The sequence below is a fragment of the Photobacterium sp. GB-50 genome, assembly GCF_003026755.1.
Taxonomy (GTDB): Bacteria; Pseudomonadota; Gammaproteobacteria; order Enterobacterales; family Vibrionaceae; genus Photobacterium.
Genome location: NZ_PYNX01000001.1, coordinates 326,405 through 352,245, shown reverse-complemented (window position 1 = coordinate 352,245; position 25,841 = coordinate 326,405). Strand labels below are relative to the sequence as shown.

23 protein-coding genes are annotated in these 25,841 nt (G+C 41.2%); 17 read left to right on the top strand and 6 right to left on the bottom strand.

Features of this window, described 5'->3' with window-relative positions:
• The first annotated feature begins 6 nt into the window (after nucleotides 1-6).
• The 3 genes from odhB (at nucleotide 7) to sucD (ending at nucleotide 3,398) form a co-directional block, all read left to right on the top strand.
• Entirely contained in the window at nucleotides 7-1,212 is a 1,206-nt protein-coding gene (odhB, locus tag C9J41_RS01495; RefSeq protein WP_107205581.1) for a 2-oxoglutarate dehydrogenase complex dihydrolipoyllysine-residue succinyltransferase, read from the top strand.
• Between the two features lie 147 nt (nucleotides 1,213-1,359).
• Nucleotides 1,360-2,526 carry an ADP-forming succinate--CoA ligase subunit beta gene (gene sucC / locus C9J41_RS01490; RefSeq protein WP_005370549.1) on the top strand — a complete coding sequence of 389 codons (1,167 nt, stop codon included), beginning with the start codon at nucleotides 1,360-1,362 and terminating at the stop codon, nucleotides 2,524-2,526.
• Entirely contained in the window at nucleotides 2,526-3,398 is an 873-nt protein-coding gene (gene sucD, locus C9J41_RS01485; protein ID WP_005370551.1) for a succinate--CoA ligase subunit alpha, read from the top strand. The genes sucC and sucD overlap by 1 nt, the downstream gene beginning before the upstream one ends.
• A 71-nt stretch (nucleotides 3,399-3,469) precedes the next feature.
• Here sucD and C9J41_RS01480 read toward each other — a convergent pair whose 3' ends face one another.
• From C9J41_RS01480 to znuC, 3 genes are all read right to left on the bottom strand, one after another.
• Nucleotides 3,470-5,527 carry a PhoX family phosphatase gene (locus C9J41_RS01480; protein ID WP_107294118.1) on the bottom strand — a complete coding sequence of 686 codons (2,058 nt, stop codon included), beginning with the start codon at nucleotides 5,525-5,527 and terminating at the stop codon, nucleotides 3,470-3,472.
• A 141-nt stretch (nucleotides 5,528-5,668) separates the two neighbouring features.
• A complete protein-coding gene (gene znuB / locus C9J41_RS01475; RefSeq protein ID WP_105060634.1) occupies nucleotides 5,669-6,454 on the bottom strand; it encodes a zinc ABC transporter permease subunit ZnuB in 786 nt (261 codons plus the stop codon).
• Nucleotides 6,451-7,215, bottom strand: coding sequence for a zinc ABC transporter ATP-binding protein ZnuC (gene znuC, locus C9J41_RS01470; protein ID WP_107205583.1), 765 nt, complete (start codon nucleotides 7,213-7,215; stop codon nucleotides 6,451-6,453). Before znuC ends, znuB begins: the two co-directional genes overlap by 4 nt.
• Nucleotides 7,216-7,383: 168 nt before the next feature.
• Between znuC and C9J41_RS01465 the strand changes: the two genes are divergently transcribed.
• From C9J41_RS01465 to C9J41_RS01445, 5 genes are all read left to right on the top strand, one after another.
• Nucleotides 7,384-8,424, top strand: a complete 1,041-nt coding sequence (locus tag C9J41_RS01465) for a zinc ABC transporter substrate-binding protein (RefSeq protein WP_107245582.1) — start codon at nucleotides 7,384-7,386, stop codon at nucleotides 8,422-8,424.
• A 3-nt stretch (nucleotides 8,425-8,427) separates the two neighbouring features.
• Nucleotides 8,428-9,789, top strand: a complete 1,362-nt coding sequence (mepM, locus tag C9J41_RS01460; protein WP_107205585.1) for a murein DD-endopeptidase MepM — start codon at nucleotides 8,428-8,430, stop codon at nucleotides 9,787-9,789.
• A gap of 290 nt (nucleotides 9,790-10,079) precedes the next feature.
• The gene (locus tag C9J41_RS01455; protein WP_105060630.1) at nucleotides 10,080-10,307 is read left to right on the top strand and encodes a FeoA family protein; all 228 of its coding nucleotides are present in this window, start codon (nucleotides 10,080-10,082) and stop codon (nucleotides 10,305-10,307) included.
• The gene (feoB, locus tag C9J41_RS01450; protein WP_107205586.1) at nucleotides 10,307-12,592 is read left to right on the top strand and encodes a Fe(2+) transporter permease subunit FeoB; all 2,286 of its coding nucleotides are present in this window, start codon (nucleotides 10,307-10,309) and stop codon (nucleotides 12,590-12,592) included. Before C9J41_RS01455 ends, feoB begins: the two co-directional genes overlap by 1 nt.
• Nucleotides 12,589-12,831 (top strand): FeoC-like transcriptional regulator, encoded by a 243-nt coding sequence (locus tag C9J41_RS01445; protein WP_107245581.1) that lies wholly within the window; start codon nucleotides 12,589-12,591, stop codon nucleotides 12,829-12,831. Before feoB ends, C9J41_RS01445 begins: the two co-directional genes overlap by 4 nt.
• A gap of 48 nt (nucleotides 12,832-12,879) precedes the next feature.
• On the opposite strand, the gene C9J41_RS01440 is transcribed toward C9J41_RS01445, so the two are convergent.
• Nucleotides 12,880-13,314, bottom strand: a complete 435-nt coding sequence (locus tag C9J41_RS01440; protein WP_107205588.1) for an HIT domain-containing protein — start codon at nucleotides 13,312-13,314, stop codon at nucleotides 12,880-12,882.
• 141 nt (nucleotides 13,315-13,455) lie between these two features.
• Between C9J41_RS01440 and C9J41_RS01435 the strand changes: the two genes are divergently transcribed.
• Entirely contained in the window at nucleotides 13,456-14,061 is a 606-nt protein-coding gene (locus tag C9J41_RS01435; RefSeq protein ID WP_107205589.1) for a DUF924 family protein, read from the top strand.
• 135 nt (nucleotides 14,062-14,196) lie between these two features.
• Here C9J41_RS01435 and argS read toward each other — a convergent pair whose 3' ends face one another.
• Complete coding sequence (gene argS, locus C9J41_RS01430; protein WP_105060625.1) at nucleotides 14,197-15,927, bottom strand: arginine--tRNA ligase; 1,731 nt, start codon at nucleotides 15,925-15,927, stop codon at nucleotides 14,197-14,199.
• 417 nt (nucleotides 15,928-16,344) lie between these two features.
• Between argS and C9J41_RS01425 the strand changes: the two genes are divergently transcribed.
• Complete coding sequence (locus C9J41_RS01425; protein ID WP_107294117.1) at nucleotides 16,345-16,929, top strand: VOC family protein; 585 nt, start codon at nucleotides 16,345-16,347, stop codon at nucleotides 16,927-16,929.
• 81 nt (nucleotides 16,930-17,010) lie between these two features.
• Here C9J41_RS01425 and purU read toward each other — a convergent pair whose 3' ends face one another.
• The gene (purU, locus tag C9J41_RS01420; RefSeq protein ID WP_105060623.1) at nucleotides 17,011-17,844 is read right to left on the bottom strand and encodes a formyltetrahydrofolate deformylase; all 834 of its coding nucleotides are present in this window, start codon (nucleotides 17,842-17,844) and stop codon (nucleotides 17,011-17,013) included.
• A gap of 227 nt (nucleotides 17,845-18,071) precedes the next feature.
• Here purU and C9J41_RS01415 point away from each other — a divergent pair, with 227 nt between their 5' ends.
• The 7 genes from C9J41_RS01415 to rnd all read left to right on the top strand — a co-directional run bounded on the left by C9J41_RS01415 (nucleotide 18,072) and on the right by rnd (nucleotide 25,812).
• Complete coding sequence (locus C9J41_RS01415; RefSeq protein WP_107294116.1) at nucleotides 18,072-20,027, top strand: ATP-dependent DNA helicase; 1,956 nt, start codon at nucleotides 18,072-18,074, stop codon at nucleotides 20,025-20,027.
• Nucleotides 20,028-20,729, top strand: a complete 702-nt coding sequence (gene tsaB / locus C9J41_RS01410) for a tRNA (adenosine(37)-N6)-threonylcarbamoyltransferase complex dimerization subunit type 1 TsaB (RefSeq protein WP_107294115.1) — start codon at nucleotides 20,028-20,030, stop codon at nucleotides 20,727-20,729. It abuts the gene before it with no gap.
• Nucleotides 20,730-20,804: 75 nt separating this feature from the next.
• Entirely contained in the window at nucleotides 20,805-21,098 is a 294-nt protein-coding gene (locus C9J41_RS01405) for a hypothetical protein (protein ID WP_107294114.1), read from the top strand.
• A gap of 117 nt (nucleotides 21,099-21,215) precedes the next feature.
• On the top strand, nucleotides 21,216-21,782 hold the full coding sequence (locus C9J41_RS01400; RefSeq protein ID WP_107292072.1) for a Slp family lipoprotein: 567 nt from the start codon (nucleotides 21,216-21,218) through the stop codon (nucleotides 21,780-21,782).
• 3 nt (nucleotides 21,783-21,785) lie between these two features.
• Complete coding sequence (locus C9J41_RS01395) at nucleotides 21,786-22,664, top strand: alpha/beta fold hydrolase (protein ID WP_107287064.1); 879 nt, start codon at nucleotides 21,786-21,788, stop codon at nucleotides 22,662-22,664.
• Nucleotides 22,665-22,838: 174 nt separating this feature from the next.
• Nucleotides 22,839-24,521: a long-chain-fatty-acid--CoA ligase FadD gene (gene fadD / locus C9J41_RS01390; RefSeq protein ID WP_105060617.1), complete on the top strand. Its 1,683-nt coding sequence runs from the start codon at nucleotides 22,839-22,841 to the stop codon at nucleotides 24,519-24,521.
• A 163-nt stretch (nucleotides 24,522-24,684) separates the two neighbouring features.
• Entirely contained in the window at nucleotides 24,685-25,812 is a 1,128-nt protein-coding gene (gene rnd, locus C9J41_RS01385; RefSeq protein ID WP_107294113.1) for a ribonuclease D, read from the top strand.
• Nucleotides 25,813-25,841: the final 29 nt, after the last annotated feature.

The window sequence follows — 25,841 nt, the reverse complement described above, 5'->3', positions numbered from 1 at the left end:
ACCGATATGACAATCGAAATTCTGGTTCCCGACCTCCCGGAATCTGTGGCTGACGCAACCGTTGCCACTTGGCACAAACAACCTGGCGATGCCGTATCTCGTGATGAGGTATTGGTTGATATTGAAACAGATAAAGTAGTACTTGAAGTTCCAGCTCCTGAAGATGGCGTGTTAGAAGCTATTTTTGAAGGTGAAGGTACGACTGTTCTTACTAAACAGTTGATTGGTAAAATCAAAGTTGGCGCAGTTGCTGGTGAACCAACAAAAGATGTACCAACAGAAGCTGAAGCGTCACCGAATAAGCGTAACACCGCCTCTTTAACAGAAGAAACAAGTGAAGCATTAAGCCCAGCCGTTCGTCGTTTGTTAAGTGAGCATGGTATTGATGCAGGTGCTGTTAAAGGCTCTGGTGTTGGTGGTCGCATTACTCGAGAAGATGTAGAAGCATACTTAAAGAATCAATCAGCATCAGCTGTGACAAAAGCACCTGTTGTTGATACGCCACTAGCGCACCGCAGCGAAAAACGTGTGCCTATGACACGTTTACGTAAGCGTGTAGCTGAGCGCCTGCTTGAAGCTAAAAATAGTACGGCGATGTTAACAACGTTTAACGAAGTGAACATGAAACCAATCATGGATCTTCGTAAGCAATACAAAGATATCTTCGAAGAGCGTCATGGTATTCGTCTTGGCTTTATGTCTTTCTATGTAAAAGCTGTGGTTGAAGCACTAAAGCGTTACCCAGAAGTAAATGCATCTATTGATGGTGATGATATTGTTTATCACAACTTCTTTGATGTAAGCATTGCAGTATCAACACCTCGTGGTCTGGTAACGCCTGTTCTACGTGATTGCGATAAGCTAAGCCTTGCTGAAATTGAGAAGGGTATTCGTGAACTTGCAATTAAAGGTCGTGACGGCAAGTTAACCGTTGAAGATTTAACAGGTGGTAACTTTACGATCACTAATGGTGGTGTGTTTGGCTCATTGATGTCGACGCCGATCATTAATCCACCACAAGCTGCGATTTTAGGTATGCATAAAATCCAAGATCGCCCTATGGCGGTGAATGGACAAGTTGAAATCTTGCCTATGATGTACCTTGCGTTATCTTACGATCACCGTTTAGTTGATGGTCGTGAATCAGTGGGTTACTTAGTAACGATTAAAGAGTTACTTGAAGATCCAACACGTCTACTACTAGACGTATAATTTGGTAAATAGGCTGGATAAATGCTCATTATTCAGCCTGTTAATGACAGTTAGTCAAATTGCCAAATCTAATCACGAAGAGGTTCCCAAGAGTACCTCGTATGGATATAACAAGTCCCAAAGGGATAAGAAAACGGATAGAACATCATGAATTTGCACGAATATCAGGCAAAACAGCTATTCGCTGAATATGGTTTACCTGTACCAGAAGGTTACGCTTGCGATACGCCACAACAGGCGGCAGAAGCGGCAGGTAAAATTGGTGGTAGTAAGTGGGTAGTTAAATGTCAGGTTCACGCTGGTGGTCGCGGTAAAGCGGGCGGTGTGGAATTACATGAAACCAAAGATGGTATTAAACAGTTTGCTCAAAACTGGCTAGGTAAAAATCTAGTAACTTACCAAACAGATGCTAATGGTCAGCCAGTAACCAAAATATTAGTTGAAGAAGCATCTAATATTGCCAATGAGTTGTACTTAGGTGCAGTGGTTGATCGTGGCTCTCGCCGTATCGTTTTCATGGCATCAACTGAAGGTGGTGTGGAAATTGAAAAAGTAGCAGAAGAGACACCTGAACTTATTCATAAAGCAGCAATTGATCCATTGGTTGGGCCTCAGCCATACCAAGGACGTGAGCTTGCATTCAAACTGGGTCTTAAAGGCGATCAGATTAAACAATTTACTAAGATCTTTATGGGCTTAGCAAATATGTTCGCTGAATATGACCTTGCATTGCTTGAAATTAACCCACTAGTTATCACGGGTGATAATAACCTATTGTGCCTAGACGGTAAGATTAATATCGATTCTAACGCAATGTATCGCCAGCCTAAACTCCGTGAAATGCATGATCCATCGCAAGAAGATGAGCGTGAAGCACATGCTGCACAGTGGGAATTAAATTACGTTGCACTCGACGGAAACATTGGCTGTATGGTTAATGGTGCAGGCCTTGCAATGGGTACGATGGATATCGTTAACCTGCACGGTGGACAGCCGGCTAACTTCCTTGATGTAGGTGGCGGTGCAACCAAAGAGCGTGTTACTGAAGCATTTAAAATTATCCTCTCTGATAGCAACGTAAAAGCCGTATTGGTTAATATCTTCGGTGGTATTGTACGTTGTGATTTGATTGCTGATGGCATCATCGGCGCTATTGCAGAAGTTGGCGTTAAAGTACCAGTTGTTGTTCGCCTTGAAGGTAACAACGCAGAAGTAGGTGCAGCGAAACTTGCAGATAGTGGTCTTAATATTATTGCTGCGACTTCGTTAACAGAAGCGGCGGAAAAAGTTGTTGCTGCAGCGGAGGGTAAATAATGTCAGTTTTAATTAATAAAGATACCAAAGTAATTTGTCAGGGCTTTACTGGCGGACAAGGTACATTCCACTCAGAGCAAGCGATTGAGTACGGAACACAAATGGTGGGTGGTGTTTCTCCAGGTAAAGGCGGAACAACACACCTAGGTCTACCTGTATTTAATACGGTACGTGAAGCAGTTGAAGTGACTGGTGCAACAGCGACAGTTATCTATGTACCCGCGCCGTTTTGTAAAGACGCAATCTTAGAAGCAATTGATGCTGGCATCGAGCTTATCGTAACGATTACAGAAGGCATTCCAACACTGGATATGCTAGATGTTAAAGTTCGCCTTGATGAAGCTGGCGTTCGTATGATTGGTCCTAACTGTCCGGGTGTTATTACACCAGATGAGTGTAAGATTGGTATCATGCCGGGTCATATCCATAAGGCTGGTAAAGTAGGTATCGTATCGCGTTCAGGTACATTGACTTACGAAGCGGTTAAGCAAACAACAGATGAAGGCTTTGGTCAATCTACATGTGTAGGTATCGGTGGTGATCCAATCCCAGGTTCAAACTTCATTGATATCCTTGAAATGTTTGAAAAAGATCCAGCGACAGAAGCGATTGTAATGATTGGTGAAATCGGTGGTACTGCTGAAGAAGAAGCAGCAGCTTACATTAAAGAGAACGTGACAAAACCTGTTGTTTCTTACATTGCGGGTGTTACCGCACCTCCTGGTAAGCGTATGGGTCACGCAGGTGCTATTATTTCTGGCGGTAAAGGTACGGCTGAAGATAAATTTGCTGCACTTGAAGAAGCTGGCGTTAAGACAGTAAAAAGTTTAGCAGATATCGGTAAAGCGTTACGTGAAGTAACTAACTGGTAATCTCTACCTACCCATTGAAAATGAAAGCCCTGCATTTGCAGGGCTTTTTTATTGATTAGTAATACAGAGCGTTAAACACCAATCTCACCACCATCTTCACGGCGAATAACGACCGTTGATGAACGTGGTCGAACTTCTGTACCGCTAGGTGCTGCTTCGGCGGCATTATCACTATATGGCCAATTGCCCGGATGTTGAATATTAACAAACAGAGATTTGTAGTCAGGGCTAATGGTGAAACCTGTGACCTCACAACCATTTGGACCAACAAAGAAGCGTTTTAGCTCTGCCTGATTTGAGCTAGCAATAACTGTTTGACTATCATCTTCATTCAGTAACTGAGATGGCACTACCGCAAGCATTTGATCATTGGTGTACTCTTCAACTTCATCAGCACCATTATCGGTTTGAATCCACATAATACCTCGTTGATCAAACGCTAATCCATCAGGGCTAGCAAACTGATTTAGATCTGTTAAACCTGAGCGGTTTGTCTCTTCATCACCATTACTTGGTGAGCCAAAAACGAAAATATCCCAGTTAAACTCTGTTGGATTTTCACCTTCATCCCAGCGAATGATATGACCAAATTTATTATTTAGGCGAGGGTTGGCAGGGTTAGTGCTGTCTTTACGTTTAGTGTTATTGGTTAGGGTGAGGTAAACAGAACCCGTAAATGGATCCACTGCTGCCCATTCAGGACGATCCATTGGTGTTGCTCCAACTAAATCAGCGGCACCTGCAGTATTAATGATGATCTCAGCCAATGAGTTAAAGTGTGAAGCCAGTGTATCACCTGAAGTTGTGAGGCTATCAAGGGTTAACGGCAGCCAAGTTCCGGTACTGTCTTCATTAAATCGAGCAACATATAGTGTGCCTTCATCCATATACTTATCACCGGTTAATAAGCGGTTTGAAGGTGAAGCATCAGCGGGATCCCATAATGCTGCTGACTCAAATTTGTATAGGTACTCAAAGCGTGAGTCATGGCCTGAATAAAACACAACAGGCTTACCTTCTTCTAGTTTGCCAAAGGTACAGCCTTCGTGGCGGAAACGCCCTAACGCGGTACGTTTTTTAGCTCGAGAGTTTTTTGTATATGGATCAATTTCAACAATGTAGCCATGACCATTGGCTTCATTTCGATAATCGTCAAGTGATGAAGTACCTGTCGGTGCCAAATTAAAACGAGCAAATTCATCAAGACGTTCTTCATTATGGCCTGCTAACGTTTCCCACTTATAGCGACCTTGTAAATACTTACCTGTGCCCGAAATACCAATACGATCTTGCTCTTTAGTGCGTGTACCAGTATTAGTAAAATAGCCCGGCCAGTTTTCTTCACAGGTGAGGTAAGTTCCCCACGGAGTATAGCCGTTACCACAGTTGTTGAGTGTTCCCCGTGCTTGACTACCGTCAGGTGAGAAGCGAGTGACGGTTAACTCAGAATGTGCGAGAGGGCCGGATAAATCCATTACAGTTGCACCGGTGTAGCGACGGTTAAGTGGGTCGCTGTCGATTAACTTCCATTGGTTATTTTCAAGTTGGATACGAACAACAGAAATACCATGAGCGTTTATCTCTTTGCGGATTTCGTCTATATCAGTACGTACTTCTTTTGCTCTTTCGGCATCTTTGTCCCAGTTTGAGTGCAGTGCTTGCTGATCAATGTACTCGTGGTTAATACAAAGTAATCCATCAGTAGATTGTTCGTTTAATGGGAAAAAGTGCATACCGTCATGGTGCATACCTAATGCATTTAACTGATCAGTACTGTTATTTGTACCATCATTTTTCCATGCATTTGCAGTCGCATTTAATGGTGTACCCCAAGGGACTAATACTTGTGCGGTGTAACCAGAAGGAATAGAAACGGCATCAGTTAACGAACCAGGGATAGAATCGAAATTTAAAACAGCTTGAGAACGATCTGCTACCTTAGACGTTGCTTCAGTTGAACCTGAAGAGTTACAACCAGCAAGACCTAATGCACCAAGAGCTGACATTGCACTCATACCTAAGCCACCCTTGAGGATGCTTCGGCGTTGCAAGTTAGCTTGAAGTACATCTTCAAATGCTTTGTTATTACTGGTGTTATAGCGGGAAGGATCGAACGTTTCCTTACTCATTGCTTTGCTTTCCTGTGTTTATTATTTATTTAATAAGTTGAACAGGAAAGATAGTAAGAATGGGTAGTGACAGAATTTATCTATTATTGTGAAATTTATATTTAAATAATATTGTCAGCTACCCAAGTAATGAAGATAAGGTTAACGCGCAGTGCGTTTTAGTTGGCTAAGCATAAACATTGCAGCGGCAGATACAACAACAGAAGGGCCTGCTGGCGTGTCGTAATGCCATGACATTGCAAGACCAAGAACCACAGCTATCGCGCCAATAATTGACGCAAATACGGCCATTGATTCTGGACTGTGTGAAAAACGTCGAGCGGTCGCGGCAGGAATGATAAGTAATGATGTAATGATCAATGCCCCAACAAATTTCATCGCAACAGCGATTACCATACCCACCATTAACATCAGTAATAGGCGCATTAAATCGACATTCACGCCTTCTACTTGAGCCATTTCTTCACTAATAGTCATCGAAAGTAGTGGTCGCCATAGATAAATCAATAAAGCTAAAACGACAGCACCACCGCAATATATCCATAATAGATCGTTAGTGGTTACAGCCAATAAATCACCAAATAGATATGACATTAAATCGATACGAACATTGTCGAGGAAGCTCACTGCAACCAGACCTAGCGATAAAGCGCTATGGGCTAAGATACCCAGTAAAGTATCTGTGGCTACATAACGTTGTTTTTGTAGCGTAACCAGTACAACTGCAAGCACTAAACAACAGATAACTAACGCCAGATTTAAGTTGATATTAAAAAGAAAACCTAGCGCAATACCGAGTAGAGAGGCATGAGATAATGTATCGCCGAAATAAGCCATTTTTCGCCAAACAACAAATGAGCCCAGTGGACCGGCGAGTATTGCAATACCAATACCAGCGATCAAGGCCGGCAGAAGAAACTCAATCATGCTTTTGATTCCTCATGGTTATTACAGCATTTATGAGTTTTATTTGAATCGTCATGCTGGTGGTTATGTTTATGTTCATAGACAGCAAGCTGCTCTGTCGATGTTTGACCGAATAATGCAATGTATTTAGGGTGGCTCGTCACAGTCAGTGGACTACCAGAGCAACAGATGTGATGTTGCAAACAAATCACATTATCAGTTTTCGCCATGACAAGGTGTAAGTCGTGAGAAACCATCAAGATGGCACAGTTAAGTAAATCACGTAACTGTTGGATCAGGCGATAAAGCTCTAATTGGCCATTTACATCAACCCCCTGTACTGGCTCATCAAGTACCAGTAGATCCGGTTTTTGCAATAAGGCACGTGCAAGTAAGACACGTTGCATTTCACCACCAGAGAGCCCATGCATATCGCTATTAAGTAGGTGACGACCATTAACCATGTTTAAAGCTTCGATACGTTGTTCTTGATTATAACGCCCAGCAAGACGCATAAAACGATCGACAGAAAGAGGCAGGGTATTATTTAGGCGTAGCTTTTGAGGCACATAGCCAATACGAATTCCTTTTTTACGAACCACTTTTCCTTTTGTGGCTTTACTCAGTCCTGTTATGACTTTTACTAAGGTTGATTTACCTGCACCATTAGGACCGATTAAGGTGGTAATTTCACCGCGTTCAAGCTTAAGCGTAATATTATCCAAAACATCACGTTCACCAAATGAGACAGTGACTGATTGTAGTTCGATTAGGGTTGACATAAAGGAAGTTGTCTTAATAGGCTTTAGAAATAAAAGGTAATGTTATAATATAACATTACTGATGTGTTATATTGTAACATTATCATGTTCGTTAGGGAATATATTGCTCATCATATAAATAATTAGCAGTATAAAAGTGCAACACTTATTTTTTAGGATAATAAAATAATGCAACGTATATCATCATTGTTTTGTGCAGCAGCTCTGGCTTTATCAGGTTCAGCAATGGCAGATGACTTTAAAGTTGTTACAACCATTAAACCATTAAACCTGATTGTTAGTGAGTTAGTTCAAGGTGCAGCAACGTCAGATGCAATCTTACCACCAGGAGCTTCTCCACATGATTATGCATTACGTCCATCAGATGTAAAAAAATTGAATGATGCAGATCTGGTAATTTGGGTTGGGCCTCAACTAGAAACTTTTTTAACAAAACTTATGGCTACAAACCCAAATAGCTTCGCTTTGACAAAACAAGCTGGTATCGATTTTCTAAATTATGGTGCTAAACCGAGTGATGACCATGGCGATCATGCCAGTCACGACGATCACGATGACCATGGCGATCATGCTGGCCACGACGCTCACGATGGCCATGGCGATCATGCCGGCCACGATGATCACAATGACCATGGCGATCATGAAGGTCACGATGCTCATGATGACCATGGTGATCATGCAGGTCATCATCACTCTGGGCTTAATCCGCATTTCTGGATGGGACCAAAACAGACAATTGAAGCCGCAAATGTGATCACGGAAGCATTGATTAAACATGATCCATTGCATAAAACTGTTTATCTCGATAATCTTTCAACGTTTACCACTGAAGTTAATCAAGCTGTAAGTGAACTTAATGCGGAATTAAAACCTGTTTCAAATAATGGCTATTTTGTTTTTCATGATGGCTATGGGTATTTCGAACATCAGTTTGGTCTGAATAACTTAGGGCACTTTACTGTTGAGCCTGATCGTAAGCCTGGTGCTAAAACTCTAATCGCAATTCGTGAATCATTAAAAGATAAGCAAGCTTATTGTGTATTCAGTGAGCCGCAGTTTTCACCAGCAGTTGTTGATAGTGTAACTAAAGGCACAGGGGTAAACATAGGAACCCTTGATCCAATGGCGACAAATGTCGAAGTGGGCAAGGGAGGATACGTCCGTTTTATTAAGGAACTCGGACAGAGCTTTACCAAGTGTTTAAAATAGAAAATGAAATTATATCAAGCGGCAGCAACTTCTATTAAAGAGCTGCCGCGTCAGCACAAAATTGCGTTAGTTTCCACCTCTGTGCTTATGATGGCTGCCATAATGTGGCAGCCATCAAAACCACAAGTAACTTTTCCATCATCAAGCGTAAATAAGCGTATTGATGTCACATTGCCATCTAAATTAGATTTATTATCTGAACAAGATAGTGAGCCATTAGGTGTGTCTCTTGATCAAAATGATCCTGAATTCCAAGCACCAAAAGATGAAATAGAGCAACAACTTGATGATGCTAAAGTTGAAGTTGAGCATAAACATCGAGTGGCATCGGGTGAAACGTTAGGGATTATCTTTTCACAGTATGGTTTGCCTATTTCAGATATGTACCGCTTAATTGATGCAAATAAGTCAGTACAGAATTTGCGTGTTGGACAAACACTTGAGTGGGAAGTCAATGATGATGGGAAATTAACAGAACTTAAAATTATCCGCAGTAAAAAAGAGACGGATGCCTTTACACTATCGAAAAAAGGTTATGTATATAAAAAGATAGTTAAAAAAGGTGAGATGAAACCCGTTACTATCATCGGACGTGTAAATGGCAGTTTTTATAATTCAGCTCGAGCAGCAGGCCTAACACCGACTCAGATCCAAACATTAGTAAAAGCCTTACAATGGAAATTTAACCTTGGACGCGAAGCGCATAAAGGGGATCGTTTTGCTGTAGGTATTGATCGAGAATTTATTGATGGTAAGGCGGTGGGTAAAGGTGAGGTTAATGCTTTTTACTACAAATCAGCGAATGGTAAGGATTCAACCTTTATTATTAGAGGTGATGATGATCAGTTCTATGATAGTAGTGGACACAGTTTAAACCGAGCATTTAGACGTATTCCCACATCGAAACGTTATCGTATCAGCTCATCTTTTAATCCAAATCGTCTCCACCCTGTCACTGGACGCCGATCACCACATAATGGTACCGATTTTGCAGTTCCGATTGGTACATCTGTTTTGGCTGCTGGTGATGGCGTCGTTGTAAAATCACGTTACCACCCATTAGCAGGTAACTATATTGTCGTTAAGCATGGCCGAGAATATATGACACGTTATTTACACCTAAGTAAACGTGAGGTGAAGGTGGGCGATAAAGTGAAAATGGGACAACGTATTGCTAAAAGTGGTAATACTGGGCGCTCAACAGGCCCACACTTACATTTTGAGTTGATAAAAAATGGTCGTCCTGTTGACGCAATGAAAGTATCTTTGCCACAAGCCGATCCACTCTATGGTAAAGAACGCAAAAATTTAATGAAACAAGTTAGCTTTTATAAGGATAAGTTTAACGATGTAATATCGAGCTAAGTTGTTTAATCGTAAAAAAGCGCACATATTGTGCGCTTTTTTTATGGTTTTTATCACTGAATTTAACTAATCAAAGACGTTTTTTAAATTAACCCAACACTTATGATTTATATCTATAGGGAATTAAGTATTTGTATTTCTGTTCCTTTTTGGTGATTCCATGTCGTTTTTAAGCAATGTAATGGCAAAAAAACAAATGTTTTTTTGATTTATGACAAGACATGAAATGTATCAATATGTAAAATTCAAACCAGAAATGCTAATAATTCTTATTAAGGTAACGATTTACTATGAAGTTGTCAGAGATGTCATGCGGAAACTGTGGGACCGTCATTAATATGTCTGCGTTACCCTCAGCGACGCGAAAAAAGTTGATGGTTATGGGGTTACTACCTCGTACAGAAATTACCGTTGTTCGTGTGGCGCCGTTAGGTGATCCGCTTCAAGTTCGTGTACGTGGTGTTGATATCGCTTTACGTAAGCAAATTGCAGAAAACATCGAGGTTGAGGCACTGTAATGCAATATAATATTCTTACTGTTGGTAACCCGAACAGTGGTAAAACAACGTTGTTTAATGGCTTAACTGGCGCTAAGCAGCAAGTCGGTAACTGGGCTGGTGTAACGGTTGAGAAAAAAACAGGTCGCTACCAACACAATGGTGATGATTTTTCGCTGACAGATCTACCTGGTATTTATAACCTTGATAGTGCAAACGATGCGAATAGCCTTGATGAAGCAATCGCGTCACGTGCAATTTTAACAACGCCTGCTGACGTGATAATCAACGTTGTTGATGCATCGAGCTTGGAGCGTAGTTTATACATGACGCTACAGCTGCGTGAGCTAGGCCGCCCGATGGTGGTTGTGCTTAACAAGATGGATGTATTGAAGCGCCAGCGTCAGGTATTGGATATTAAAGCGTTAGAAAAAGCATTAGGGTGTCCTGTATTAGCGTTATCTGCTAATAATATGGAGCGTATTGCTGAATTTAAAACCAAGTTACACAAGATGTTAACACAAGGTGTTGTCGTTAACGAGTTTGAGCTTGATTATGGTCAAGATTTCGAGCGAGCAGTGAGTCAATTAGCACCGTTATTCAAACATAACGATAAGCTAAATGCTCGTGCACAAGGTATCCGTGTATTAGAAAACGATACTTTAGTGATCAACACGCTATCTGATGAAGATAAAACAACAGCATGTGGTTTACGTGCAGATTTATTAAGTACGGTTGATCCTGATATTCAAGTCGCTGATGTGCGTTACACCTTCTTGCATCAGCTGTGTCAAAAAGTCCGTCGTCAAGAAGGCCGTTTAAGTAACAGCCTAACGGATAAAATAGATCGTGTATTACTGAACCGCTTTTTTGGTATCCCATTTTTCTTCTTAGTAATGTACGTGATGTTTATGTTTGCGATAAACATTGGTAGTGCATTTATCGATTTCTTTGATATTAGCTTTGGCGCACTATTAGTCGATGGTGGTCATCATCTTTTAGATGATCACTTGCCAGTATGGTTAGTAACAATTATTGCGAACGGCATCGGTGGTGGTATTCAAACGGTTGCAACCTTTATTCCAGTGATTGCGTGTTTGTACCTGTTCCTTGCGGTATTAGAAAGCTCGGGCTATATGGCACGCGCCGCATTTGTTCTTGATAAAGTGATGCAAAAAGTAGGTTTACCGGGTAAAGCATTTGTTCCTCTAGTGCTTGGCTTTGGTTGTAATGTACCTGCGATCATGGCAACTCGTACTCTTGAACAAGAACGTGAGCGTAAACTCGCAGCCGCAATGGCACCCTTTATGTCATGTGGCGCGCGTTTACCGGTATATGCACTGTTTGCAGCAGCTTTTTTCCCTGAAAATGGTCAGAACGTGGTATTTGCACTGTACCTATTAGGTATTGTGGCAGCTGTGATGACGGGGCTTATTTTACGTTCAACGCTTTACCCTGGCTCTAGTGATAGCTTTATCATGGAAATGCCAAACTACGAATTACCAACTATTCGCAATGTGGTGATAAAAACATGGCAAAAGCTAAAGCGCTTTGTATTTGGTGCGGGTAAAACCATCGTTGTCGTTGTGGCAGTATTAAGCTTCTTTAACTCATTAGGTACTGATGGTTCATTCGGTAACGAAGATACGTCTAAATCTGTACTTTCAAAAGCCGCACAAGTTGTAACGCCAGTATTAGAACCTATTGGTGTGAAAGCCGATAACTGGCCTGCAACCGTCGGTATCATTACGGGTATTTTCGCAAAAGAAGCCGTTGTGGGTACGCTAAACAGCTTATATGCACCAGCAACAGATGATAGCAATGAAGAATACAACCTTGTTGCTAGCTTAAAAGAAGCAGTTGAATCAGTTGGTGATAACCTAGCAGCATTAAGCTTTAGTGATCCACTGGGTATCGAAGTGGGTGATTTAGAAAACAAACAAGCCGTTGCTGAAGAGCAGGGTGTTAACGAATCTGTATACGGTAACATTCAAGCGCACTTCGTAAGTGGTGCAGCTGCAATGGCGTACTTGATTTTCATTCTGTTGTACACACCATGTGCGGCTGCAATGGGTGCTTACGTACGTGAGTTTGGTCAGAAGTTTGCTCTGTTTATTGCAGGTTGGACGATGTTAATGGCTTACTCGTTTGCCACTTGGTTCTACCAAATTGCTCACTTTGTTGATCATCCTGTAACGAGTGCATTCTGGATTAGCTTCTTCGTATTGATTAATGGCGGTATCTTCTTGTTATTGAAACGAGAAGGAAAAAAACAAACTAACCTTGAAGGCTTGTTAGTAGAATGATCCTACAGCAGTTAAAACAATATATTGAACAGCATGGACGTGTCAGTCGCAAGCAACTCTCTGATCACTTCGGAATGTCGGAAGACGGGGTTGAAGCAATGCTTGATGTATGGATACGTAAGGGTTCGATTGGAAAAGAATTGGTTGGCTGTGAAAGTTCAGACTGCTGCCAACCTGCGAAAGAGATTTGGTATCGTTGTTTATCCGTTAACGAATTATCGATAACGGTAATGCGATAGAAGGTAGTAAAATCAAAAGGCAGCTTAATTAAGCTGCCTTTTTTAATGCTAATGAGAGATAGCTGTAAAGCCTTTAACCTGACTTAACTCTTCGCGCAGCTCATCAGCCAGTGCTGCTTGTAGCGCTTCACTGCGTTGAGTACCATCTGTATTCCCCCAAATTGGTCCAGGCCATGCTATGTCATGACTAAAGCGTGCAATGTGGTGTAAATGAAGTTGTGGTACAAGGTTACCTAATGCACCAACGTTAATCTTTTCTGCTTGATAGTCGTTTTCTAATAATGTGGCTACGGCACTTGATTCACGCATTAGTTGGTATTGGTCTTGTTCAGGTAGGTGGTGGATCTCACGTAACTCGTCAATACGAGGGACTAGGATAATCCATGGTCCCAGCGCTTCTTTAGATAATAAAACACGAGAAAGCGGAAAATCACCGAGTACAGTGGTATCAGATTGTAGGCGAGGATGAAGAGTGAAACGCATGTAATTATTCCTTCACAGTACATTATGGCTCACAAGCCAGAGCATTATTTATCATAGTATGCCTAATTTAAAACGATTGGTATTATCCTTAACGTATTCTCTAACATTTGGTTAAGAGTTCTAATTATTGTGAGGCAACTTATGGCAAGCGAATATCAGTTTATACTCGATTATTGGTTTGGCGAGTTAGAGGGTGAAGTAACCAAAGAAAATAAACATGCGCTTTGGTTTCTAGGTGGTGAAGAAATTGATGCTTACATTAAAACCCATTTTCAATCTTGGGTGAGTAAGGCTGGCAAAGGGGAGTTAAATCACTGGTGTGAAACGGCCCAAGGTCGCTTGGCCCTGATAATTTTACTCGATCAATTTAGCCGCAACATCTACCGTGGATTAAGTGCGGCATTTCGTTATGACTCATTAGCCTTAGCATTGTGTAAACGTGGTTTAGCATTGAATCAAGATGTAGATTTATCGCCAATTGAACGCGTATTTTTCTATTTACCTTTAGAACATGCAGAAGATTTGGAAGATCAAGAAGAGAGTGTGTTTCGCTTTCAACACTTAAGAGAATCAACTTCCTTGAATAATCGTGAACTATTTGATGGCTTTTATAATTATGCGAGAAGCCATTATGATGTGATTAAGCAATTTGGACGTTTTCCATATCGTAATGCGGTGCTGGGGCGACTTTCTACGCAAGGTGAATTGATGTGGTTGAACCAAGGTGGTCAGCGATTTGGTCAATAAAGGGATCTAACTATTGAATCTTTGGTTATGTTTTTATTTACAGAGCCTAATTTATAAACATATTTCAGAGTGCGATAAACAGAAAATAAAAAGCCTTCCAAATGGAAGGCTTTTTAATATTAAGAGGGATGTAGATTACATACGCTCTAGTGTTTCGATACCAAGTAGGTCTAGACCTTGCTTGATAGTTTTTGATGTTAGCAATGCAAGCTTCAAGCGGCTTTGCTTAACATCTTCTTCAGCATTAAGAATTGGACATGCTTCGTAGAAGCTAGAGAACATACCTGCAAGTTCGAATAGGTAAGTACACATTAAGTGTGGTTGACCTTCACGTGCTACAGATTGTACCGCTTCTTCAAATTGAAGAAGTTTAGATAGCAGTACTTGCTCTTTTTCGTCAGTGATAACGATTGGGTGAGTAAGATCTGCAAGCTCAACATTCGCGCGCTTAAAGATAGATGCTACACGTGTGTATGCGTACTGCATGTATGGTGCAGTGTTACCTTCGAATGCTAGCATGTTGTCCCAGTCGAAGATGTAATCTGTCGTACGGTGCTTAGAAAGATCAGAGTACTTAACCGCAGCCATTGCAACAGTTTGTGCAATGTTTGCTTTTTCTTCAGCACTTAGTTCTGGGTTCTTTTCTTCAATTAGCTTGTTAGCACGCTCAACAGCTTCATCCAGAAGATCAGCAAGACGAACAGTACCGCCAGCACGAGTCTTAAATGGACGACCATCTTTCCCTAGCATCATACCAAATGCGTGGTGCTCAAGAGATACACTCTCTGGCACATAACCCGCTTTACGTACGATTTCCCAAGCCATCATTAGGTGTTGGTGCTGACGTGAGTCGATGAAGTAAAGTACGCGATCAGCATGAAGTTGCTCGTAACGGTATTTAGCACAAGCGATATCAGTGGTTGTGTATAGGTAACCGCCATCACGCTTCTGGATGATCACACCCATAGGCTCGCCGTCTTTGTTTTTGTATTCGTCTAGGTAAACAACAATTGCGCCATCACTTTCTACAGCTAGACCTTTTTCTTTAAGATCTGCAACAACGCCAGGTAGCATGTCGTTGTACATAGATTCGCCCATTACGTTGTCATCAGTCAGTGACACGCTTAGACGATCGTAGTTGCGTTGGTTCTGCTTAAGGGTAATGGCAACAAGTTGCTTCCATTTCTCAAGGCAGTACTCATCACCGCTTTGTAGACGAACAACAAAGTTACGTGCTGTTTTACCGAATTCTTCGTCTTCATCATAAAGTACTTTAGATTCACGGTAGAAACCTTCAAGATCGCTGATGTCCATAGAAACATCAGTACCTTCTTGCTCTTTACGCTGCATGTTAGCGATAAGCATACCGAATTGTGTACCCCAGTCACCAAGGTGGTTAGCTCGGATAACATTGTGGCCTAAAAATTCAAGAGTACGTACAACTGCATCACCGATGATAGTTGAACGTAAGTGACCTACGTGCATTTCTTTTGCAACGTTTGGTGCAGAGTAGTCAACAACAATGTTTTGTGCTGTTTCAGTATTAACGGCTAGACGCTCATCTTTTAGTGCTTCTTCACCACGCTCAGCTAACCACGCTTTGTTTAAGAAAATGTTAATAAAGCCTGGGCCGGCAATTTCAACTTTCTCAGCAATACCATCTAGTTCTAGGCAGTCGATAACTTTTTGTGCGAATTCGCGTGGATTAGTACCTAGCTTCTTTGCTACGCCCATAACACCGTTCGCTTGGTAATCACCAAACTGCGCTTTAGCTGATTGGCGAACTGCGGCAGGGCTGCCTGCAGGTGCGCCAGCGGCTTCTAAAGCCTGAGATACTTTATCATTAATAAGTGCTTGAATGTTCACACGCTGATCCTTAAATCATTTGTAACGCCAATTACTAATAAGAGGCAAAAATGTCTACGTATTACAAGATCACCGTCAAAAATAATCACGAAATAAAACAAAATGATAACATAAATAAATCAAGTGTTTAACGTGAGTATTTTTGACGGGGTCGCGAATATCTAAATATGCACCGAAGTCTTGAATACGCAGTAGGTATTGTCCTAATAATACCCACAGATGGAGGTACTTTGGCAACCGGAAAAACCTATTGTTTACGTTTTTTTTTAACTTTTTTTGTTATGAGTAAATAATGTGTAACACGCTATTGTATTGAAAAGAGAGTGCGTTAAATTCATGTTTCATTAAATCACGAAAAATGGATAATTATTCACTCCGTCTCATTATAGTAATAGCTGTCAATAATAGGATAAATTTATGCACAAGCTTGAACAATATAATCTTCATCCAACGCAGATGCTTGCGCAGTTACCGGAGTTTATGAAAGCGATTAATGCATTGATTGATGATTTAGGGATTTCACTGGCTGATTACCAAGCCGATCACATTGCATTACGTGTCAATGCTCAAGATGTGGCGCAACAGTTACATCAAGCCTGGCTGAGTTATGGCCAAGAATGGTCTAACAATATGATCAATGGTCGTCCCATTGTGATCATTGGGTTTGAGCAGCCATTAGCCGTAGATGGATGGACAATCGAAGCGTTAGAGTTGCCTTATCCGAGTGATAAAGTTTATCTGAAGCAAGGATGGGAACATATTGAGTTTGTGGTGTCATCTAGTGCACAAACGATTGAAGAATTAAAAGCAGATTTACTAGAACAATTACCACAATTAGATTGGGATGGGTTAGATGCGAAGGGGATCAAAGTAAAAGCCAGTTCACCATCCGGTGAAGATGAACGTTTAGCTAATCCTACTTTTGCGTTTAAACGTGATGGGGTATGTATTAAATTACACGGACACTCGTTAAAAGCAGTATTAGAAAGTGAACAAGCCTAGTTGCTGTAAATACGAATAATAAAAAGCGTAGTAATCCCCAAAGATTACTACGCTCGCTTGGTTAATATTGTCTTTTCCTGATTATAAAATAACCGTCCGGTTACCATAGACAAAAATACGATCGTCTACCGCAAGGCCTAATGCTTTACTGAGCACAGATTTTTCTACATCACGACCAGACTTTGCCATTTCAACTGCACTGAAACTATGATCAACAGGGATGACGTTTTGGGTTATGATTGGCCCTTCATCAAGATCGTTAGTTACAAAGTGTGCGGTTGCACCAATGATTTTTACACCACGTTCAAATGCTTGTTGGTAAGGCTTAGCGCCAATAAATGCAGGTAAGAAACTGTGATGAATATTAATGATTTTATTAGGGAATTGTGCAACAAAATTAGGCGTTAAAATACGCATATATTTCGCCAGTACCACGTAATTTGGTTGATACTGTTGTACCGCTTCTAATAGTTTTTGCTCGTGCTCTTCACGGCTTAATCCTTCATGGCAAACATGATGGAATGGAATATCAAATTTTTCCGTTAGCCCTTGTAGGGTGTCGTAATTACCGACAACCGCAGCAATGTCGATATCTAATGATCCATCGAAGGCTTTAACTAGAATATCACCTAGACAGTGCGCTTCTTTTGTCACCATGATGACGATTTTTTTGCGATCAGAACTGATTAAACGGCGTTTGCTGCCTTTGGGTAAAGCATGATCAATATCTGCGAGGAAGGTTGTATCATTAAAATAGCCTTCAAGCTCAGTACGCATGAAAAATTGATTATGGGTGTTATCAACATATTCCTTATTGTTGATAATATTTAGTTGGTGCTTATGACAAATGTTGGTTATTTTGGCGATTAGTCCCATTTCATCTGGGCATTCCGTGAGGAGTGTTTTCTTTTCCATGTCGTTTCCTGACTGCGATTCACGCATATAATACATTGCGTGTTACAAAGATCTTAATTAACTATTACCTAGATTTAACCTTATGGTCAAAGTATTTATTTGTTAGGTGATGTTATTAATAAGAAAGTGATGTCGTTAATTTTTGTAATCGATGGATAGAAGACTAGTCGAGTAGTTGGATAATTGGCATAATGAATACTGTATATATAACCAATAGTGCGAAGTAAATGATAACGAAGTTTTTTGCCTCTGGTGGCGCATTAGATAAAGCCATCCCTGGTTTTCAGGCTCGCCAACCTCAAATTGATATGGCGAATGCTGTGGCTGATGCGATCAAGAGTGAATCTCAGCTGGTGGTTGAAGCGGGAACGGGGACAGGTAAAACCTTTGCTTATGTGATCCCCGCTTTGCTTAGTGGTAAGAAAACTATTATCAGTACAGGCTCTAAAAACCTTCAAGAGCAATTATTTCACCGTGATTTGCCATTAATGGCTGATGCTATTGGCTTTACGGGGCGTGTCGCGTTATTAAAAGGGCGCTCAAATTATCTATGTATTGATCGCCTAAATCGCCAAGTGATAGAAAGCCATGATGTGGAATCTGATCCTACGTTATTAACACAGTTGGTTAAAATTCGACAATGGTCTTCATCATCGAAAAGCGGCGATTTTGGTGAATGTGAAGATGTTGCAGAAGATAGCCCAGTCATTCCATTGATTACTTCGACCAATGATAACTGTTTAGGCCGTGAATGCCCCTCGTATGATGATTGTTTTGTCGTTAAAGCACGTCGCAAAGCAATGGAAGCTGATGTAGTTGTTGTTAATCACCATTTATTCTTGGCAGATTTAGCCATTAAAGAAACCGGCTTTGGTGAATTAATTCCTGAAGCTGAAGTATTTATCTTTGATGAAGCCCACCAAATGCCTGATATTGCCAGTCAGTACTTTGGCCAGAGCCTAACCAGTCGCCAATTAATTGAACTCGCGAAAGATATTGATATTGGTTATCGCACAGAAGCGCGTGATATGCGCCAACTGCAAAAAACGGCAGACAGGTTACAGCAAGCTGCGTTTGAAATGCGGATTATTTTAGGTGATCCCGGGTTTCGAGGAAATTGGCGAGAAGCATCACAAACCCCTGCTGTTCAACGGGAATTGACTCGACTGTCAGATGCATTAGATCTTACCTACGATGTACTTAAGCTGGCGTTAGGTCGAAGCCAGTTACTAGATACTGCCTTTGAACGTGCAGCAACGCTAAAAGCCAAACTAAAACGAGTATCAGATACTGCAATTACAGGCTATTCCTATTGGTATGAATGTACACCTCGCCAGTTTAGTTTAAATATCACGCCGCTCTCTGTTGCGGATAAATTTAAAGAGCAAATGGCTGAGCAAAAAGGGGCATGGATCTTCACTTCAGCAACCTTAGCCGTTGATGAGAACTTCACCCACTTTAGTCATCGCTTAGGGTTAGAGCCAAAGCAACAATTCTCGCTTGAAAGTCCGTTTGATTACAACGAGCAGGCGTTATTATGTGTACCTCGCCATTTACCTGAGCCTAATAGTTATGGTCTCGCTAACAAATTGGTTGATATGTTAGCGCCTGTGATTGAAGCGAATAATGGTCGTTGTTTTTTCTTGTGTACTTCTCATCAAATGGTACGCGATCTTGCAGAAGGGTTTCGTGAGAAGCTGAGTTTACCCGTGTTAGCGCAAGGTGAAACAACGAAACAAAAGCTACTTAATGAGTATTTGGCTCATGGTAATGCATTATTAGTGGCAACGGGGGCGTTCTGGGAAGGGGTTGATGTTAGAGGGCAAGCCCTTAGCTGTGTTATCATTGATAAATTACCGTTTACAGCACCAGATGATCCATTATTAAAAGCACGTATTGAAGATTGTCGTATGCGTGGTGGTGATCCTTTTGCCGATGTCCAAGTACCTGATGCGGTGATCACCTTAAAGCAGGGTGTTGGGCGTTTGATCCGTGATACTAAAGACAAAGGCGTATTGATCATTTGTGATAACCGATTAGTAACAAGGCATTATGGCGCTGTATTTTTACGAAGTTTACCACCGATCCCTCGTACACGTAGTGTTGAAGGGGTTAGTGACTTTTTGTCTACTATTAATAACAATAACGTTATTGAAGATGACAACCAACATTCAGAGGCTTGAATGAGCACCAAAATTTTGGCAGTTGATACTGCAACTGAAAATTGTTCTGTTGCCCTATTAATGGGTGACGAAGTTATCTCTCGTTGTGAATATGCACCACGTGAGCACACAACAAAAATTTTGCCTATGGTAGATACAGTTCTGGCTGAAGCTGGTATCAAGCTAAACCAACTCGATGCATTGGCTTACGGCCAAGGCCCTGGTAGCTTTACTGGTGTTCGTATCGGCATTGGTATTGCGCAAGGTTTAGCGTTTGGTGCCGATTTACCTATGGTGGGCGTGTCAACATTAGCTGCAATGGCGCAAGGTACTTACCGTGTCCATCAAGCTGACAATGTATTATCTGCTATTGATGCTCGTATGGGCGAAATCTATTGGGGTCAGTACCAGCGTAAAACCGATGGTGACTGGCAAATTATCGGTGCAGAGCAGGTGATTGTGCCTGATGCTTTAGTTGAATCTGTTCAGACCGAAACGGGTATTTGGTTAATAGCGGGTACAGCGTGGGAAGTGTATGCTGATACTCTAGCTAAGTTACCTTTTGAAATGCAGCAGGGCTCGGTGTTATATCCTGATTCACAAGACATGGTTCACCTAGCGAAGTTTGCTTTTGCTCGTGGTGAAAGTGTTAGCGCAGAAGTGGCTAGTCCTGTGTATTTACGTGATACTGTGACATGGAAAAAACTGCCAGGTCGCGAATAATTAAATAAAGAGTAGTGGCGGGTGCTGCTACTTTTTCTTTATCCTAATTTTTTAAATGGATGATGAGAGGAGATTATGGTTACTATCAATCATGGTGTTATATCATTACCATCAAAACCATTTAGTTCAACCTCACAGACCTCTAGTACGAAAGCGAGCATTTCAAGTGATACGGTTTCATCAACGTCTGTTTTATCATCGTTATCGACAACACAACACGCAGAGTGGGCGAGTCAAGAATATCGTCAATTACAGTATGATCGCCCTGATGGTAAACATCAGAAAGCATTATCTATGTATATGGATGTCATGCTGCATGATAGAAAAGAACAACTTTCCGATCTGATCGGTATCAATATGGTTGTTTAAACCAACGAATACTTTCCTTATTATTCTCATCGTTATCACGTTAATTTAACGTGTCCGTAGACTATGCCTAAATAATTACTTTTGCTGTAATATTGAACAGTTATGTTGAGGTTTTATATGTTTCGCACGCTATTTCTTGGGCTGATATTAATCTTTATGGTAGGCTGCGCCAGTGTTCCAGCCAGCTTGCAGACCAAAACGAAAAATCCTATCACGGATTTACGCGTTATCACCGAGCATCCTACTGTAATGCAACATCAGGAAGTAAGGTTAGGTGGCATTATTGCTTCAATTAAAAATGAAGCAAAGCAAACACGCGTTGAAATAGTCGCATTGCCGTTAACCTCTGACGGTAGACCAATATTGAACAGTAAACCCCAAGGTAGATTTATTGCGAATGTACCTGGCTTTCTTGATCCTATCGAGTATGCCAAAGGACGTTTACTGACAGTTGTCGGGCAATATACTGAAATGCAAAAAGGTAAAGTTGGAGAGTACGATTATACTTTTCCTGTGGTAAATGCTTCAGGTGAGCAAATTTGGCAAGTACAGCAGCAAATTCAAATGGAAACACCAATGCGATTTAATCGTTGTATTGGCATTAACTGTGGATTTTGGGGCGATGATTACTTTATGCCACCGTTTGGCATTCAAGGGCGCGTGGTTGATAGAGTGATAATGTAAGTCATGGAAGTAACAACATTTAAGCTGGCTGAATTAGAATTAGCGGGACTGACCAATTTCTCATTATCGTCGCCGTTAGAGAATAACAAACCCGTATTGTTATTTATTCATGGTTGGCAAGATAATGCTGCGACGTTTTCATCACTTTGGTCACGACTAGAGGACGATTTTAATCTTGTTGCCATTGATTTGCCTGGACATGGTTTATCACAATCTCGAAGTGGGGATAACTATTATCACTTTTTCGATTATATTGATGATTTACACCAAGTCATTACACAGCTCCCCACCACTCGCGTGTGTCTTGTTGGCCACTCATTAGGGGCGATTATTGCCAGTTGTTATAGCGCAGCTTATCCTCAATCAATAGATAAGTTGGTATTAATTGAAGGCTTATCGCCATTAGTGGAAGAGGCCGAACAAACGGTTGAGCGGTTAAAGTGTGGGATTAAAAGTCGACAGCAATACCGTAAAAGTAGTGAACGTCGTAAAGCAAGAGCAATGAGCTCTTTTACTGAAGCTTTACAATTACGTGCCAACGTTAATGATTTACCCATGGCATGTTTAGAGCCTGTTGTGAAGCGGGCAACGGTTAAGCGTAATGGGCTGTGGTACTGGCGACATGACCATCGCCTGCGTTGTGAATCACTCTACCGGATGACACAACAACAAGCACAAGCAATTATGTCGTCAATAGAAGCACCCATTTATTCGATTGTCGGAAGTCATGGATTTCCTCAACTGCGTGATGATCCGCAGGATAAATACAAGCTTCAACAGTTTTCACAGGTAGTGATTGACGGGGGGCATCATTGCCATTTAGAACAGCCAGATACAGTATCGAATTGTATTAGGGCTTTTATTTCCCTCGAGAGAGATTAATCTTCGCTTTTCAATGAGTAGCTTCAAAGTTTCTACTCAGTTAATTTGGCAAGATGTTAATTATAAGTTAAGTATACTGTACTTGAATGTAAACGCATGTTTGATTTATACGTACAGTATTTACCTGTATTCCTGTATAGGTATTAAAGCAGTCTAATAATAAGGAGAATGCGAGTGGATAAGGTTTGGCTTAGCCGCTATCCGAATGATGTACCGGCAGAAATTAATCCGGATGCATATTCATCATTAGTTGATATGTTTGAACAATCAGTACGTAAATATGCTGATCAAACTGCTTTCATTAACATGGGACAAGTTATGACCTTCCGTAAATTGGAAGAGCGTAGCCGTGCCTTTGCAGCTTACCTTCAAAATGAATTGAAGCTACAAAAAGGTGACCGTGTTGCTGTAATGATGCCAAACTTACTGCAATATCCTATCGCGCTATTCGGTATTTTACGTGCAGGTTGTGTTGTGGTTAACGTCAACCCGTTATACACCCCACGTGAGTTAGAGCACCAATTAAATGACTCTGGTGCAAAAGCCATTGTTATCGTGTCTAACTTTGCTCATACCCTTGAAGCTGTTGTTAAAAATACAGGTGTTAAAAATGTAATTTTAACCAGCCTTGGCGACCAATTGTCTCGTCCAAAAGGTACTTTGGTTAACTTTGTTGTTAAGTACATTAAGAAAATGGTGCCTAAGTACCATTTGCCGCATGCGACTTCAATGCGTATCGCACTGCGTAAAGGCCGTCGTATGCAGTATGTTAAGCCATTTATTACTGGCGATGACATGGCATTTCTTCAATATACAGGTGGTACAACAGGCGTCGCTAAGGGTGCAATATTAACGCATCATAATATGGTGTCTAATGTCATGCAGGCGAAAGGTGCATATGGTCCTGTGCTAACAGAGGGGCGTGAGCTCATTGTTACCGCTTTACCGCTTTATCATGTATTTGCATTGACAGTAAACTGCTTATTATTAATGGAAATGGGCGGTCAGAACTTACTGATCACGAATCCACGTGATATTCCCACTTTTGTCAAAGAGCTTCAACGTTATCAATTTACAGCAATTACAGGTGTGAACACCTTATTTAATGCGCTGATCAACAATGAAGATTTCCAAGAGCTCGATTTTAGTAATCTACGTCTTTCTGTTGGCGGCGGTATGGCGGTGCAACGTGCTGTTGCTGAAAAGTGGCAGAAAATCACCGGTAATTACTTATTAGAAGGGTACGGTTTAACCGAGTGTTCACCACTGGTTGCAGCATACCCTTATGATTTGACGCAATATAACGGTTCAATTGGCCTGCCTGTCCCTTCAACTGAAGTGCGTATGGTTGATGATGAAGGTAATATTGTGGGTATCGACGAAGTCGGTGAATTACAAGTTCGTGGTCCTCAAGTCATGAAAGGTTACTGGCAGCGTCCTGAAGCCACTAAAGAAGTATTAACAGAAGATGGTTGGCTATCGACGGGTGATATCGTTAAATTTGATGATGAAGGCTTTTTGCATATTGTCGATCGTAAGAAAGATATGATCTTAGTGTCAGGTTTTAACGTTTATCCTAATGAAATCGAAGATGTTGTAGCGCTACATGACAAAGTGCTTGAAGTCGCAGCGATCGGTCAGGCTCATGAAGTGTCTGGAGAAGTGGTTAAGATATGTGTGGTGAAACGCGATCAAAGCCTCACAAAAGATGAATTGATAGCGCATTGTCGTCAACATTTAACAGGTTATAAGATACCTAAAATTGTTGAATTTATGGATGACTTGCCAAAAACCAATGTAGGTAAGATTCTACGTCGCGTATTGCGTGAAGAGTCTGATAAAAAAGCACAACAATAAGTGTTTGCGATAATAAATATGTAAAAAAGCCCATCAGTTTTTGCTGAAAAGTGTTATTACATACTATTGCGCGATATTATAGATGCCGACATTACGTCGGCATTTTTCTTAATATAATTTACAAAAAGGTTAATGATTTAGCCCCACACCGAAAAGGTATCATGTGAACTTCGAGATAATTACAACAACCGAGCAATTACAACAGCGTTGTGACTCAGCCAGAACGCACTCTGCCGTTATGCTTGATACGGAATTTGTCCGTACTCGTACGCTATACCCGCGTTTAGGTTTGATTCAATTATTCGATGGTGAGCAGTTATCGTTAATTGATCCATTAGAAGTGGAAGACATGGAGCCATTGTGGGCACTGTTACGTGATCAATCGGTGATGAAAGTGCTTCACGCCTGTGGTGAAGATCTAGAAGTATTTCAGCATCATGCCGGTTGTTTACCAACACCAATGTTTGATACTCAGTTAATGGCAGCTTTCCTTGGACAAGGTATTTCAACGGGCTTTGGTGCATTAGTGAAAGAATACGTTGGTGTTGAGCTTGATAAAGGCGAAGCGCGTACCAATTGGCTTGCACGTCCATTAACGGCAAAACAACTCGATTATGCCGCTGCCGATGTTTATTACTTAAAACCGTTGTTTGAAAGTTTATTAGCTAAGGTTGAAGAACGGGGCTATATGGAAGCATTACAGCAAGAATGCCTATCTGTAATACACCGCCGTATTAAGCCCGTTGATCCAGAAAAAGCGTATCTTGATATTAAAAACGCATGGCAGTTAAACCCACAGCAACTTGCTGTTTTGCAAAAAGTTGCAGCTTGGCGAGTACGTGAAGCGCAGAAACGGGATATCGCATTAAACTTCATTGTCAAAGAATTACATTTATGGAAATTAGCGCGTTTTAATATTAAATCACGAGCTGAGCTTGAGAAAGCAGATTTTGAGCCAATGGAGATCCAACGTCACGGTAACCGTTTATTGAAAATGGTGCATGATTGCGATCGTATTGCAGCGCAAGATTATCCCGCGAAAATAGAGCGTTTGGTTGATTTCCCACATTATAAGCAGATGGTAAAATCCATCAAAGACGTAGTAACAGATGTTGAAAAAGAGACCGGTTTAGCGCCTGAGTTCTTAGCTTCTAAAAAGCAGATCCACCAAGTATTATCTTGGGCATGGAAGTATCAGCGTCAAGATGAAAAACGTCCTGAAATGTTGAAAAACTGGCGTCGTGATTTATTTGAGCAACGTGTATTAAAGTTATTAGACGAAAAAGCCTAATTGATTACTACGTCCTAAAAGAAAAAACC